Consider the following 14,778-nt stretch of genomic DNA (forward strand, 5'->3'; position numbering starts at 1 on the left):
TTGGGGGTCTATTTGTTGAGCAGGCGCACGTGCTCCGGGGTCAGTTCGGAGATGCTGCTGACGCCCAGCAGGGCCATGGTGCGGGCCATGTCCTTCTCTAGGATCTGCAGCGTGCGGTCAACGCCTGCCCGGCCCCCGGCCATCAGGCCGTACAGGTAGGCGCGGCCGATCAGCGTGAAGTCGGCACCCAGCGCGAGGGCAGCCACGATGTCCGCGCCGCTCATGATGCCGGTGTCCAGCATAATCGCGGCGTCGCTGTTGTCTGCGGTGAAGGCCTGCTTGACCTCGGGGAGGAGGTGGAACGGGATGGGTGCCCGGTCCAGCTGGCGGCCGCCGTGGTTGGAGAGGACCACGCCGTCGGCGCCATGGTCGACGACGCGGCGGGCATCCTCCACGGTCTGGATGCCCTTGACCACCAGCTTGCCCTTCCAGGTTTCGCGCAGCCAGTCCAGGTCCTCGAAGGTCAGTGTGGGATCGAACATGGAGTTGATGAGGTCGGCCACGGTTCCGGTGTAGCGGGACAGCGACGCGAACGTGAGCGGCTCGTGCGTGAGGAAGTTGAACCACCAGGCGGGCCGGTAGGAGGCGTCCAGGACGGTTTTGACGGTCAGCGCGGGCGGGATGGTCATGCCGTTGCGGACATCGCGGAGGCGGGCGCCGGCCACGGCGGTGTCCACGGTGACCATGAGGGTGTCGTTGCCGGCCTTGGCGGCCCGCTCAATCAGCTCCAGCGAGCGGTCGCGGTCCGTCCAGAGGTACAGCTGGAACCAGTTGCGGCCGTTCGGGGCTGCGGCCGCCACATCCTCGATGGACGCGGTGCCCATGGTGGAAAGGGTGTAGGGGATTCCGGCGGCTTCCGCGGCCTGGGATCCGGCGTACTCGCCTTCGGACTGCATCATCCGGGTGAAGCCGGTGGGAGCGATGCCCACGGGCAGCCGGGAGGGCTTGCCCAGGATCTCGGTGCTCAGGTCGATTTTGGAGACGTTGCGCAGGATGCCGGGCCGGAACTCGATGTCCAGGAATGCCTCCCTTGCGCGGCGGAGGGTGATTTCCCCTTCGGCGGCGCCGTCGGTGTAGTCGAACGGTGCCTGCGGGGTGCGGCGCTTGGCGATGTCGCGGAGTTCCCAGATGGTGCTGGCCCGCTTGAGCCGGGCTTCCTTGCTGAACTCGGGCTTCTTGAACTGCATCAGCGGGGCCAGGTCCGAGTACTTGGGGATCCGGCGCTTCAGGGCTGCCGGCACGCCGGAAGCGGCGGGTGCGGGGGAGGGCTTGGGTTGTGCTGCCGCCGGGATGTCAGTGGCATCGGGTGCAGGCGTTGCCTCGGGATTGTTGGGCTGGATGGTGTGGGTCATGGCGTCCTCCATTGGGCCGGCAGGTCCGCATCCGGAACCGCCTGTGGTCTAACCACACTGTAGGCCATGTGGTTGGACCACATCAAGTACCATGGCCCTATGCGTACGCACCAGCTTGTTTTGTCGTGGATCGAAAACGAGCTTTCCGAGGGCCGGCTGACGGTCGGCGGCCGTCTTCCTGCCGAGCGCACGCTGGCCGAGCAGCTGAAGGTTTCACGCACGTCCGTACGGGAAGCGATCCGGATCCTCGAAGCCATGGGGGTGGTCCGGGCCGGGGTTGGCTCGGGCCCGGATGCCGGGACGGTGGTCATTTCGGATCCGACGGCGGCACTTGGCTCAGCACTGCGGCTGCACGTTGCCACGCAGCACCTTCCGGTGGCGGACATTGTTGAAACCCGGGTCCTCCTGGAGTCCTGGGCGGCATCAAAGGCAAGCCCGCAGGCCCCGGAGCTGGAGGCGGCCGGCAGACTGCTGGACGAGATGGCCGCTGAAGGGTTGGACGTTGACGAATTCCTGGCGCTGGACGTCCGGTTCCACCTGGCCCTCGCGGATGCCGCGGGAAACGCCGTGGTCAGCGCAATGATGGGGTCGTTGCGCGAATCCATCCAGCGCTACGCCGCGCAGCTGACGTCCAACCTGCCGGACTGGGAGGCCACAGCCTCGCGGCTGAAGGCGGAGCACCGAGAGATCCTTGCCGCCATCAGGAATGACGACGGCGACCACGCGGCACAGCTGGTGGCAGCGCACATCGAGGGGTATTACCGGGAAGCGGGGCTGGGCCTGCCCATCAGCTCCTGAACGAGGCTGGCGCTCAGCCGTGGACTGCCGTACGGGCTGCCTTTGCCGGACCGGTGCTGGCGCGTACCTCGAGCTTTGGCTGGTAGCGGCTGCCGGGAGCGTCGCTTTCCTCGTTGCGGATGAGGGCCCGCAGCTGGTGCCAGGCCTGCTCGCCCAGCTCGGTAATGGGAACAGCCGCCGTGGTGAGCGTCGGCGTCGTGTACTTTGCGAAGGGAATGTCGTCGAACCCGGTGACGGAGATGTCGCCGGGGACGTCCAGGCCCCGTTCATGCAGCCCGCTCATCAGGCCCATCGCCACCAGGTCGTTGAAGGCAAGGATCCCCGTGGCGCCGCTCTCCAGCACCGCATCCACCGCACCGTGCCCGGCATCGAAGTCCGAGCCTCCTTCCAGCATGGTGACCTCCACCTGCGGATGGGCCGCCTTGAAGGCCTCCAGGCCCTGAAGCCGGAGGTTGTTGGACGCGCTGCGCGGAGGACCTGCCAGGAAGGCGAGGCGGGTATGGCCCAGGTCCACCAGGTGTTCGGCGATATCCTGCACGCCCTGGCCATAGTCCACCACCAGGCTGGGGACCCCTGCAGCGGCCGTGGTGCGGTTGATGAGGACCAGCGGCCGGAGGGACGGCGCAATCTCCTCCAGTTCGGCGTCGCTCATGCGGGGCGCGCAGAGGACCAGCCCGTCGCACCGCCGGCGTGCCTCACCCGCCAGGATGGTTTCCTCGCTGGAGACCTCAAAGGAATCGGCGATGAGCACGCGGTACCCGTCCTGGGCGGCAGCCCGGCTCAAGCCACGGAGGATGGCCTGGAAGGTGGGGTTGGCCAGGTCCGGAACCACAATGCCGATGGTGTCTGTCTTGCCCAGGGCCAGGCTTCGGCCTACGGGGTTGGGCTGGTACTTCAGTTCGACCGCGGCCGCCCGGACCCGGGCAGCGATCTCGGGGTCCACCGTGAAGTTGCCATTCATGACGCGCGAAACCGTCGCGTGGGAGACGCCCGCCTTCACGGCAACATCCGCGATGCCGATCCTGCCCGATGCCGATTTCCTGACCATGCGTGGTCCCTTCCTTCGCGCCGCGGCCGGCAGGTGGCGGCGCCGTTCCATTGCAGGGCAGGATCCGAACCGACTGGCGGCGTACTCGTCAAAGCATGTAGTGAGTGACAGCATATAACGGGACGGGAAAGCGATTTCTCTTCTTTTCCCACTTTTTCCCGCCAAATTTCCCGTTCTTTCCCGGACTTGAACCCGGATCTGGCAGAAAACGCTTTCTTGCAACCCTCCCAATGCTTGACGGATGAGCGATCGGATTGATACAACTCATATAGCAGCCTGAGAAAACGCTTTCTGAGGCAAGGTACAAAGAAGCACCACATCGTCACTGAACAGCGGCCCATCCGGCCGGATCTTGCGTCTTCGAAAGGGACCCTTCATGGTCAACACAGCCGAGTCGACTTCCGCCCCAGAGTCCCGGTTCGAACCCGCGGACGGCACCCAAGCTGCTGCCGCCGCCGGTGCACCCGCCCGCCACGGCGGCAAAGCCCGCATTGCGCTGATCGGCACCGGCGGGCGCTCCGAGATGTACATCCGTGCCATTTTCGGCAAGCACGCGGACACCGCCGAGCTGGTGGCCTTCTCGGACGTGAACCCCGGCCGTGTGGAGTTCTACCAGAAGCTCATCCAGGAACTGGGTGCGCCGGGTCCGGTCGCGTCGTTCGATCCCGCCGACCTCACCGCCTTCATCCAGGCCAACTCCATCGACCGCGTCGTGGTGACCACCCCTGACTACACCCATGCGGACTACATCGTGGAGGCACTGCGCGCAGGCGCCGACGTCGTCGTCGAAAAGCCCCTCACCATCGACGCCGAAGGCTGCCGCCGCATCACCCAGGCCGTGCACGAGACCGGCCGCAACGTGGTGGTCACCTTCAACTACCGCTATTCGCCGCGCAACAGCGCCCTCAAGGAAATCATCCAGAGCGGCGTGATCGGCAAGGTCACGTCCATCGATTTCAGCTGGGTCCTGGACACCGTCCACGGCGCCGACTACTTCCGCCGCTGGCACCGGGAAAAGAAGAACTCCGGGGGCCTGCTGATCCACAAGGCCTCGCACCACTTCGACCTGGTCAACTGGTGGATCGACGACGTTCCCGAGCGCGTCTTCGCCTCCGGCGGCCTGAAGTTCTACGGCGACAAAAACGCCGCCGAGCGCGGCCTGGGTCCCCGCCCCGAGCGCGGCACGCCCAGCGCCGATGCCCCCGCCGGCGCGGAGAAGGACCCCTTCACCCTTGACCTGCGGGAGGACGAGCGCCTCAAAGCCCTCTTCCTGGACAACGAGCACTACGACGGATACCGCCGCGACCAGGACGTCTTCACCGGCGGCATCACTATCGAGGACAACCTCGCGCTCGTGGTGGAATACCAGGGCGGGCCCCGCCTCAGCTACTCGCTGAACGCCCACAGCCCCTGGGAGGGCTACCGGGTAGCGGTCAATGGCACCGAAGGCCGGGCCGAGCTCGAAGTGGTGGAACGCGCCGCCGTCACGTCCAGCACGGACAAGAAGACCGTGGTGGACCCCAGCGCCACCCCCATCGAAGAGGATGACGCCATCCGCCGCAACGGCGAACGCCTGGTGGTCCAGCGCCACTGGGAAGCCGCCTACGAGGTGCCGATCGTCAACGGCGAAGGCGGCCACGGCGGCGGTGACGAGCTCCTGCTTTCGGACCTCTTCAACGGTCCGGGCGAGGACCCGCTGGGACGCCCCTCGGGCTACCTGGACGGGCTGCGCTCCGTCTCCGTCGGCATCGCCGGCAACCGCTCCCTCGAGTCCTCCCTGCCCGTACGCATCGAGGACCTGGACCTCGGCGTCGACCTCCGCCGCGGCAACTGAATCCTGCCCGGGAACCAACCGAAGGAATAACCATGAGCAGGATCTTTGTCACGGGCGGCGCCGGCCGCCTGGGCCGCAGTGTTGTGGCGGGGCTCGCCGCAAAGGGCCATCACGTCATCTCGGTGGACCGCGACGCCGTTCCGGCGGACCAGCTGCCCGCCGGCGTCGTGCAGGAAACGGCCGACCTCCTGGCCCCGGGCGAGGCGCTGCGCCTGCTCCGGGACACCACGCCCGACGCCGTCATCCACCTTGCCGCCATAGCCGTCCCGTTCAGCGCGCCCGAGGACGTCATCTTCGCCACGAACACGCGGCTCGCGTTCGCCGTGATCAGCGCGGCCACCGAAGTGGGCGTGCAGAAGATTGTCACGGCCAGCAGTCCCACCGTGCTGGGCTACGGTTCGCCGGCGGGCTGGCTGCCGCCGTCGTTCCCGCTGGATGAGCGGACGCCGCCGCGGCCGTGGAACGCCTACGCGCTGTCCAAACTCATCGCGGAGCAGACCGTCCAGGCCTTCGCTGCAGCACAGGGCGAGAAGATCCGTTACGCGGCGTTCCGCCCCTGCTACGTGATCTCGCCGGAGGAATGGGAGGGCGCGCCGACGCAGCAGGGCCACACCCTTGCTGAGCGGCTGGCCGATCCCGCACTGTCCGCGCCCGCGCTGTTCAACTACGTGGATGCCCGGGACGTGGCGGACTTCCTGGACCTGCTGCTGGAGAAGATGCCGTCCATCCCCAACGGGGAAACCTTCTTTGTAGGAGCCGCGGACGCCCTTGCCACAGCACCGCTGGCCGAACTGATGCCGAAATTCCTGCCCGGAAGCGAAGCCCTCAGCGCAGGACTCACCGGAACCAGCCCGGCCTTCTCCATCGCCAAAGCCCAGGAACTCCTGGGCTGGCACCCCACGCGCAGCTGGCGCACCGAACTCAAGTCCAACACCCCACTCAACGACGAGAGCTCCGCGCTGGTCAGCGCCGGCAGTGGAGCCAAGGAGACACCATGAAATTCGACGGCGTACTGTTCTTCCCCGTCACCCCGTTCACGCCCGAAGGCACTGTTGACGTTGAGCTGCTGAAGGAACACATCGGCTCCCGGCTTCCGTTCGGGCCCGGCGGCGTGTTCCCCGCCTGCGGCACCGGCGAATTCCACGCCCTCAGCATCGAGGAGGTCCGCACCGTGGTGACGGCCGCCGTCGAGGTCGTTGCCGGACAGGTCCCGGTAGTCGCCGGCGCCGGAGGGCCGCTGGGCCATGCGATTGCCGCCGCCCGCGCCGCGGAAGAAGCAGGCGCCGACGCCCTCCTGGTGCTCCCGCCGTATTTGGTCACCGGCCCCACCGACGGGCTTGTGGCCTACATCGAGGCCGTGGCCAATGCCAGCAGCCTGCCGGTGATTGTCTACCACCGCGGCAACGCAAAGTTCACCGCCGCTTCGATGGCCCGGCTGGCTGGCAATCCCAAGGTCGTCGGCTTCAAGGACGGGCTGGGAGACGTTGGCCTGGCCCAGGAAATCGTCTCTGCGGTGCGTGCCACCGGACGCCAGGACTTCGCCCTCTTCAACGGCCTGCTGACCGCCGAACTGACCCAGGGCGCCTACCGCGGACTGGGCATCCCGTTGTACTCTTCCGCGGCATTCGCCATGGCCCCGGAGATCGCCAAGGCCTATTACGACGCCTACGAAGCCGGCGATGAGGACCGCCGCAACGCCCTGCTGGAAGGCTTCTACGCACCGCTGGTACGCCTCCGCGACCAGACGCCCGGTTTCGGTGTTTCGCTGATCAAGGCAGGCCTGCGGCTGGGCGGACTTCCCGTCGGCTCCGTGCGCCCGCCGCTGGTGGATCCCACCGAGGAGCAGTTGGTGCAGCTGAAGGCCATCCTCGCCAAGGGCTACGAGCTGGCTGGCCGCTGATGAGCGCCCCCGCGGCTGTTGCCGTCCGCACGAAACCGCGCATCACGGGCCTCACCACCCGCCTCATCACGGTTCCGCTGCGCCGCAGCTGGGGCGTGGAAGCACCGGAAAACCACGTGATCGTCACAGAGATCCATACGGACGACGGCGGCGCGGGGCACGGTTTCTCCTGGACCCCCACCATTGGTCCGCAGGCGGCTAAGGCCCTGCTGGACTACGACATCGCCCCGTTCGTTACCGGGCTGCCCGCGAACCCGGAAACGGTGTGGGATGCGCTGTGGAAGCGGCTGCACGAGGCCGGGGGCGGGGGACTGACCACCATCGCCATGGCCGGCGTGGACCTGGCCCTGTGGGACCTCCAGGCATCGCGGGCCCACACCTCCGTGACCGGACTCCTGGGGCAGCGCCAGGCATCCGCGGAGGTTTACGGCTCCGGGGTGAACCTGCACTACACGCTCGAGGAACTCGTGGCGCAGACCGAGCGCTGGGTTGCCGCCGGGCATCAGGCGGTCAAGATCAAGGTGGGCAAGCCGGACATCCGCGAGGACGCCGAACGGGTTGCCGCTGTCCGGTCCGTCCTGGGGCCGGACCGGAAGCTGATGATCGACGCCAACCAGCGCTGGGACCTCCCCACCACCCTCAAAGCCCTGGACGTGCTGGCCGGCTTCGGGCTGGAGTGGCTTGAGGAACCCATCCGGGCTGACGACCTCTGGGCCTACCGCAGGCTCCGGAAGCACTCGCCCGTACCCATCGCCCTCGGCGAAAACCTGCACACCATCTACCGCTTCCGCGATTTCATAGAGGCGGAAGCAGTGGACATCATCCAGCCGAACATCATCCGGGTGGGCGGCATCACCCCCTTTAGGCGCATCGTGGAACTTGCCCGGACCAACAGCATCAGGGTCATGCCGCACCTGCTGCCGGAGCTGTCCGGCCAGCTGGCGCTGACGCTTGCGGAGCCCACCCTGGTGGAAGACGTGGAGGAGGCATCCTTTGAGCAGCTGGGGATCCTGGCAGGACCTTCGCCGGTACGGTTCAGCAACAGCCGGGTGACCCTCACCAACCAGCCCGGACTCGGCTTCCGCTTCGCCGACGCGCGCTAGAGCAGGGCCACCCAGACCTGATGACTCCTGACACGATGAATCCAGACCCACAGAACAGGTACCCCAAGTGACAACTGCAACCCTTTCCCTGTCCGAGCTCACGGCTGCCGCCACCCAGGCCGCCAAAATCTCTGCAGCTTCATCGGATGCTCACCGCGCTGCCTGGCTCACTGCCGTAGCTGGCGCGCTCGACGCGAACGCCGCCGAACTGGTGGAGATTGCCGATTCCGAGACCAGCCTTGGCGCAGCCCGCCTCACCGGCGAAGTGGCCCGGACAACCGGCCAGCTGCGCCTGTTTGCCCGAGTCATCACCGAGGGCTCTTACCTGGAAGCCGTGATCGACCACGCGGACCCCGCCTCCACGCCGCCCAAGCCGGACCTCCGGCGCATCCTGCGGCCCATCGGACCGGTTGCGGTCTTCTCCGCCTCCAACTTCCCGTTCGCTTTCTCCGTGGCCGGCGGCGACACTGCCTCGGCCCTGGCCGTGGGCTGCTCCGTCATTGTCAAGGCCCACTCGGGCCACCTCCGCCTTTCTGAGCGGACGGCGGAAATTGTCACCGAAGCACTGCGCGCAGCGGGTGCTCCGGAAGGCTTGTTCGCCCTGGTGAGCGGCCGCGAGGTGGGAACCGCGCTGGTCCAGGATCCGGCCATCAAGGCGGTGGGCTTCACCGGGTCCATCCCCGGCGGCCGTGCCCTCTTTGACCTTGCGACGTCCCGTCCGGACCCCATCCCGTTCTACGGCGAACTGGGCAGCCTGAACCCGGTGGTGGTGACCGGGGCCGCCCTGGCAGAGCGTGCCGGGCAGCTCGCGGAAGGCCTGGCGGGATCCTTCACCCTGGGCGCCGGACAGTTCTGCACCAAGCCCGGACTCGTCTTCATCCCCGCTGGAACGGACTTTGCCGCGAAAGTGGCGGCTGCCAGCAAGGACAAGCCTGCCCTGGGCATGCTCACCAGCCGGATTGCAGAGGCCTACCCGGACGGCCTGCGCAGCTTCGCGTCGGTGGACGGCGTGGATGTGGTCAGCGGCACCGTGGACCAGGACGCAGTGTCCGACGGCGCCGCACCCGTGGTCTTTTCCACTTCCGCCGCAAAGGTTCTGGAGCGCCCCGAGGAACTGCTGGAAGAATGCTTCGGCCCCACCACCATGCTGATCGAGTACTCGGGCCAGGAGGAGCTGTCCGCGGTCCTGGCCAAGGTGCCGGGCAGCCTCACCGCCACCGTGCACGCACAGCCTGGCGAGGACGTGTCCGTTCTTGTGGACCAGCTTTCCGAGCTGGCCGGCCGCGTCCTCTTCGACGGCTGGCCCACCGGTGTGGCCGTCAACTGGGCCCAGCAGCACGGCGGCCCGTACCCGGCCACCACGTCCCTGTTCACCTCGGTAGGCGCGACGGCGGTCCGCCGCTTCCAGCGTCCGGTTGCTTACCAGGATGCGCCAGAGACGGTCCTGCACCCGGCCCTGCATGAAAGCAACCCCTTGGGCATCCCGCGCCGTGTGGACGGGGAACTCCGCCTCCCCTGACACGCCCTCTCAGTTGATGTCGCTTTAACCCAAACGCTCTCTCAGTTGATGTTGCTTTAACCGAAACGCCCTCTCACTTGTGAACTGCTCCCCGGAAGTTGGACTGAGAAATTCAGTTTCGACTTCCGGGGAGCAGTTTTATGCGTGCTATTTGTTCTTTGTCTGAGGTCCAGCGCGAGGCGGCGGTAGCGTGGTTTAGGAAGGGCGTTGGGTATCGGGCTGCGGCTCGTTTGCTTGAGACGCCTTGGGTGCCGGTCAGGGCACTGTATGGGCGATGGAGGATTCATGGGCAAGGAGTGCTGGTGAGCAAACCGGCGAAGTCGTACTCGTTTGAGTTCAAGCTGGCGTTAGTGGAACGGTTCCTCGCGGGCGAGACCGGCCCGGACCTGACTGCGGAGGCCGGTTTGTCCTCGCGTCAGGTGCTGCAAAAGTGGGTCCAGGCGTATCGCCGTGACGGTGCTGAAGCATTACGTCCCAAGGCCAAAGGCAGGCCTGCGAAGTCCTCGGCTCCACCTCCACCGGCGGAGTTACCTGAACTGGAACGGTTACGCCGGGAGAATGAGCGGCTCCGCGCGGAGGTGGCGTACTTGGGAAAACTGCGGGCCTTGAGGGATCAGGGACGACGCTGAAGGTCCAGGCCGTCGTTTCCCTCGCGCCCTAGAATCCCATTAAGCCAGTCCAACTATCGGGGACCAGTTCTTGATGTTGCTTTACCCGAAACGCTCTCCCGGTTGGTGCCGGAAGTACGGCGCCAACTGAGAGAGCGTTTCTGGTTTTGCTGCAGGATCTGAGAGAGCGTTTCTGGTTTTGCTGCAGGATCTGAGAGAGCGTTTGGCCTAGAGCTGGAGGGTGGCCGGGCGCTGGAGGCCGTTCACGGTGGTGGAAGGCCAGCGGGGGTCGACGGTGAGGACCTGCAGGCCGGACGCGGTGAGCTGGACGGTGTCCTCGATCTTGACGCCGGGCCCGGACGGATTCCAGGTGAAGGCCTGGCCCAGGACTACCGTGTCCGTGGCGGCGGCAGTGACGCGGGGATCCCGGCCCGCGTAGCCGGCCGGCCCGCCCTGGTGGTGCTGCTCCCACTGGTCTGCGCCGAAGCCATGGCGGGCGTACGCAGCCTTGATCTCGGCAAAAATGCGATCCAACCGGGCGCCCGGGACGGTGGCGTCGAAGATGTCCGCCTCCACCGCGGCAATGCGTGCCTCGGCGTCGCGCTCTTCTGCTGTGCCGGCGTCGAACCTTACCCAGCGGGTGATGTTGGCCACCATGCCGTCCCTGCGCGCGCACACCACAGCCATGGCGCGGCGTCCCAGCGGCGAGTGGGTGGCCAGCGGGTGCCGGAAACTGCTCCGGCTGCTGCCGTTGCACAGCAGGACCAGCGGCTCCGCGCCCGCGGCAACAACCCGCGCAGCGAGGGCGGAGACCAGCTCGAACTCGGTGGTTTCCGGCCGGGCGGTGGACAGCACGTCCGTCATCAGCGCTGCAACCTCGGCGCTGAGGCTGGCGTACCGCGTGCTCTCGTTGGGGAGCAGCTGCTGGCGGGCCGCGCGCAGCTCGGCGGCGACGTCCGCTTCGGCCACCGGCACGGCGTTCGTCCCGGGACGTCCGACGGCGGCGGCGGCCTCATGCAGGTTGCCGTACCAAGGCACAGAGTGCAGGGTGACGCCGGCCGGCAGTTCCTCGGCCTCAATGCGTCCGGCTTCGTTGTTGAACGTGACCAGGTGGTCGCCCCCGCGGTCCACCAGGACAGCAGCAATGGGGTCGCCGGCCAGGCTGATGTGCACCCGGCTGCCGTCCAGGTACCAGGCCAGGGCGGTGTGGGTGGTCAGCAGCAGGGACTCCTGGCCCTTTGCGTCAAGGATGTCCAGCACCCGCTGGCGTTTGATGGCACGGTCCTCCGCGGAGGCGGGGGCCGCCCTGCCCGAAAGCAAGGAAGCGTCGGCTGTTGTCTGGGTCATGAACGGTTCCCCTGCTGGTTGATGAGTGCTTCGATGTCGGTTGTGCCCAGGATGCCGTCGGCCACAAAAACGGTGATGCTGCGCTGCACCGGAGCGCCAGGTTCGGCGATGACCGGGCTGTCCCAGGCCAGCGACTGGCCTACTCCCGGGTATCCGTCCACCCGGACGAACCACGGATCGGTGGAACCTCCGGCGGCGACGAACACAAGGGTGGCGCTGCCGCCGTCGAACGTTCCTGCCCAGGCCAGCCACGGCGTTACTGAACCGTGCACCTCTGGTTCGCCTGCACCGAGCGGCGTCCACACGGTGGCGTCAGCGCAGGCGGGCAGGCGCCAGAAGAACCCGCCGTAGCCGCCTTCAAACCGGCCGTTGGAACCGGGGCTGCCCAGGCTGACCGGCCGGTCACCGGCGGGGGAGAGGGCAAAATCCAGGGACAGGCGCCAGGCGGTGGAGCCAACGCCGGACCATTCCCAGGTGCGGTCCTCGTGAAGGACCGGCACGCCGTCCGGCCCGTTCCAGCTCAGGGTCTCCCGCAGCCGGCCTGCCGCGCCGCCCGTCTGCGCAGCCGTGTCTTCAACCTGGGTGTCCGCGGGCGTGATGCTGCCGTGGTCCGGGCGCCAGACGTACTGGCCGGCTTCGCGCGTGTAGGTGCGGCCGCCCCAGAAGTTGGTGCCGTCCACGTCCTGGAGGGCCACGCCCGCCCCGAGGTGCCACACATGGTCCAGCGGCTGGTGGTCCGTCACAATGGTGCCCGCGAGGGTCCGGACGGGGTGCAGGTAGGGCCGCGGCGAGGACACTGCACGGATCCGGCTGCCGTCCTGGTACTCCGCAACCGCCTTGCCGTCCAGGGTGAGGGTGCGGACCGGCGCCAGTTTCCGGGCCCACGGCACTCCGAGTTCCGCGAAGGTGGCCTGGGCTTTGACTGCCCTTGCGATCACGGCCGCGATGTCCTGGACCACCGGATGGGCGTCGTCGCCCTCGCCCTCCCACGTGATGTGGCCGGGGTCGATAGGTTGCGGTGCGGGCGCTGTCCGGATGGCTTCCAGCACCGTGGTGAAGGCGCCGGTATCCGGCAGGGCGCACAGCAGCGGTGCCCCGCTGGAGCGGGCATCCAGCAGGTTCTCCAGCAGGTCGGTCCGGCCGAATGTCTCGCGGCGCTCGCCGTCAGGGGTGCTGATGACCACCTCGTCCTCGGTGTAGAAGAGCGTGATCTCACCCCGGGTGCCGTGCACCGTCACGGAAGGCCGCTGCTGTTCCGGCGCGCACAGCGTCAGTCCGCACAGCAGCGTGGAGCCACCTGTGGTGCGGACGCGGATGATGGAGGTGTCGTCACTTTCGGTGTCATGCGCCCGGTACAGGTCCGTTTCCACTGATTCGACGTCGGCCATTGTGTGGGCGCCGGCCAGGTGGAGGCCCGTGGCTACCGCATGGGCAAGGGCGTTGGTTGCCACGCCGTCCACTACGTCGATGCCGTCCAGGCTGCGCTTTCCGGCCCAGCGTGAGCGCTTGAAGTAGGCCCTGTTCCGCACCCACTGCCCGGTGGCGCTCAGGCCCAGGACGTCGCCGATGCCGCCGGATTCCACGAGGGTGCGGATGGCCGGCAGCGCGTGCGACCCCAGGCTTTGGAATCCCACCTGGACCAGCCGTCCTGCGGCGTCGGCAGCGGCGAGTACATCCCGGAACTGGCCGAGCGAGGCCACCGGCGGTTTTTCCACATACACGTCCTTGCCCGCGGCCAGCGCCGCAAGGGCCAGCGGAGCGTGCGTTTGGATGGGCGTGGCGAGGATGACGACGTCGACGCCCGGGTCCCCTGCCAGCAGCTGGGCAAGGTCGCCGAAGACGGCTACGGATTCTGCCAGGCGTCCCGGAGCCGGGGGATTGGGATCCGCGACGGCGACCAGTTCCAGGGTGCCGGCTGCTTCGAGCCTGGCGAGGTTGGCAAGGTGCCGTTCACCGAAGCCGTGCACGCCCACCAGGGCGATGCGCGGGATGGCTGCCGGGACGGCGCTTCCCCCGGAGTGGCTTTCGCGTTCCGCGGTGGCGGATTGATCAATCATCAGGAGGGTCCTTGGTAGCTGAGGGGAAGGGTTTGGGGTTCATCGGCGCCGAGCGAGGCGGACAGGAAACCGAGCGCTTCCTGTTGCATGCCGGCGGTAAACACGTGGCCGCCCGGCCAGAAGCTTCCGGTGTAAGTCGCGGGGCTGTGGAGCGACTCAAGGACCCGGTGGGCGTCACGCATCCCGGCTTCGGGGAAGAGCTGGTCCGCCAGGGCATACTGCACCAGCAGCCTGTCCGCTCCGGACCTGGCTGTGAGCTCCGGCCAGTCATCCAGCTTCCAGAGGCCGGGGGTCTGCAGCAGCCACGAGTGGGCGTCCAGGTAGGAGGGCAGCAGTGACTGGAACGTGGTCATCATGCAGGTCACAACGTAGGTCTTGATGCGGGGACTCAGCGCCGCGAGGGCCAGGGAACGGCCGCCGCCGCCGGAGAATCCGATGCAGCCCAGCCGGTCCTGGTCCACATCCGGCAGCCCCGCGAGGACCCCCAGTGCGGCCAGGTCGTCGTGGGCCACCATGCCTGCCAGGCTGGTGCCCAGCAGGCCGGCGGTCTTGGCCACGGTCTCTTCGTGGAAACCTGCGGCGGCGTTGTAGACGTCGGCATCGGAAGGCACGACGCCGTCCTCCCGCCACTGTGCCTGCCTCGCCTCCAGTGCCGACGCCGTCCGCCAGGGCGGGACGGAAAGGTCGAAGCGGCGGCTGCCCCAGGCGAAGGCGTCATGGGCCAGGACTGCGAAGCCCCTCCGTGCCACGTCCGTGGCAAGGGCGCGGCCGTCGTAGTGGCCGGCCTGGGCGGCCTCCGCCGACGGATGCTGCTCCGGGAGCTCCACCAGCCGGTCCGCCCCGCCGAATTTGTTGCCGCCGTGGCAGTGCAGCGCAAGGACACCGGGCAGGGGCCCGGAACTGCCGGCCGGACGGACCAGCCAGCCGGTAGTCCGGGGGCCGAAGCCCAACTGCCAGCTGAGCTGGGAGGTGGTGACGCCGTCGTGCGTTTCCTCCCACTGGACCGCCACGTCAGGCTGCTGCTGCGCTCCCGGGACGCCCAGGGCGTCCGCGAGCTCCTGCGCAGCCGGCGTGGCTGCCTGGTGGCGGGGGTGGTGCTGGACGTAGGCAGGCCAGTCCTCGTAGCCGGCGATGGCGCTGGGCCTGACGGGCACGGTGCTTTCAGTCACTGGCCTGCCTCCTGTTCGGGATGTTGTTGTGATGGCTTAAGCA

At 67.7% G+C, this 14,778-nt stretch carries 12 protein-coding genes; 7 read left to right on the forward strand and 5 right to left on the reverse strand.

The window, feature by feature from the left end:
• Positions 1-8 precede the first annotated feature (8 nt).
• Positions 9-1,352: an alpha-hydroxy acid oxidase gene (locus IEX43_RS15885; protein ID WP_308422250.1), complete on the reverse strand. Its 1,344-nt coding sequence runs from the start codon at positions 1,350-1,352 to the stop codon at positions 9-11.
• 99 nt (positions 1,353-1,451) lie between these two features.
• Between IEX43_RS15885 and IEX43_RS15890 the strand changes: the two genes are divergently transcribed.
• Entirely contained in the window at positions 1,452-2,150 is a 699-nt protein-coding gene (locus IEX43_RS15890) for a FadR/GntR family transcriptional regulator (RefSeq protein ID WP_188812530.1), read from the forward strand.
• Between the two features lie 13 nt (positions 2,151-2,163).
• Here the strand turns inward: IEX43_RS15890 and IEX43_RS15895 are convergent, their stop codons facing one another.
• Positions 2,164-3,198 (reverse strand): LacI family DNA-binding transcriptional regulator, encoded by a 1,035-nt coding sequence (locus IEX43_RS15895; protein ID WP_188812532.1) that lies wholly within the window; start codon positions 3,196-3,198, stop codon positions 2,164-2,166.
• Positions 3,199-3,574: 376 nt separating this feature from the next.
• Here IEX43_RS15895 and IEX43_RS15900 point away from each other — a divergent pair, with 376 nt between their 5' ends.
• The 6 genes from IEX43_RS15900 to IEX43_RS15925 all read left to right on the forward strand — a co-directional run bounded on the left by IEX43_RS15900 (position 3,575) and on the right by IEX43_RS15925 (position 10,183).
• On the forward strand, positions 3,575-5,032 hold the full coding sequence (locus IEX43_RS15900) for a Gfo/Idh/MocA family oxidoreductase (RefSeq protein WP_188812534.1): 1,458 nt from the start codon (positions 3,575-3,577) through the stop codon (positions 5,030-5,032).
• Positions 5,033-5,064: 32 nt separating this feature from the next.
• Positions 5,065-6,030, forward strand: coding sequence for an NAD-dependent epimerase/dehydratase family protein (locus tag IEX43_RS15905; RefSeq protein WP_188812536.1), 966 nt, complete (start codon positions 5,065-5,067; stop codon positions 6,028-6,030).
• Positions 6,027-6,932, forward strand: coding sequence for a 5-dehydro-4-deoxyglucarate dehydratase (locus IEX43_RS15910; protein ID WP_188812538.1), 906 nt, complete (start codon positions 6,027-6,029; stop codon positions 6,930-6,932). The genes IEX43_RS15905 and IEX43_RS15910 overlap by 4 nt, the downstream gene beginning before the upstream one ends.
• The gene (locus IEX43_RS15915) at positions 6,932-8,035 is read left to right on the forward strand and encodes a mandelate racemase/muconate lactonizing enzyme family protein (protein ID WP_188812540.1); all 1,104 of its coding nucleotides are present in this window, start codon (positions 6,932-6,934) and stop codon (positions 8,033-8,035) included. Before IEX43_RS15910 ends, IEX43_RS15915 begins: the two co-directional genes overlap by 1 nt.
• Before the next feature lie 67 nt (positions 8,036-8,102).
• Complete coding sequence (locus IEX43_RS15920) at positions 8,103-9,554, forward strand: aldehyde dehydrogenase (NADP(+)) (RefSeq protein WP_188812542.1); 1,452 nt, start codon at positions 8,103-8,105, stop codon at positions 9,552-9,554.
• 302 nt (positions 9,555-9,856) lie between these two features.
• Positions 9,857-10,183 carry a helix-turn-helix domain-containing protein gene (locus IEX43_RS15925; RefSeq protein ID WP_188812544.1) on the forward strand — a complete coding sequence of 109 codons (327 nt, stop codon included), beginning with the start codon at positions 9,857-9,859 and terminating at the stop codon, positions 10,181-10,183.
• 207 nt (positions 10,184-10,390) lie between these two features.
• Here the strand turns inward: IEX43_RS15925 and IEX43_RS15930 are convergent, their stop codons facing one another.
• From IEX43_RS15930 to IEX43_RS15940, 3 genes are read right to left on the reverse strand one after another with little or no spacing between them, the layout of a single operon-like run.
• Positions 10,391-11,509 carry a M24 family metallopeptidase gene (locus IEX43_RS15930; RefSeq protein WP_188812546.1) on the reverse strand — a complete coding sequence of 373 codons (1,119 nt, stop codon included), beginning with the start codon at positions 11,507-11,509 and terminating at the stop codon, positions 10,391-10,393.
• Entirely contained in the window at positions 11,506-13,566 is a 2,061-nt protein-coding gene (locus tag IEX43_RS15935) for a DUF6807 family protein (protein WP_188812548.1), read from the reverse strand. The genes IEX43_RS15930 and IEX43_RS15935 overlap by 4 nt, the downstream gene beginning before the upstream one ends.
• Positions 13,566-14,735 carry an acetylxylan esterase gene (locus IEX43_RS15940; RefSeq protein ID WP_188812550.1) on the reverse strand — a complete coding sequence of 390 codons (1,170 nt, stop codon included), beginning with the start codon at positions 14,733-14,735 and terminating at the stop codon, positions 13,566-13,568. The genes IEX43_RS15935 and IEX43_RS15940 overlap by 1 nt, the downstream gene beginning before the upstream one ends.
• Positions 14,736-14,778 lie beyond the last annotated feature (43 nt).

The organism is Pseudarthrobacter polychromogenes, assembly GCF_014644495.1.
Lineage (GTDB): Bacteria > Actinomycetota > Actinomycetes > Actinomycetales > Micrococcaceae > Arthrobacter > Arthrobacter polychromogenes.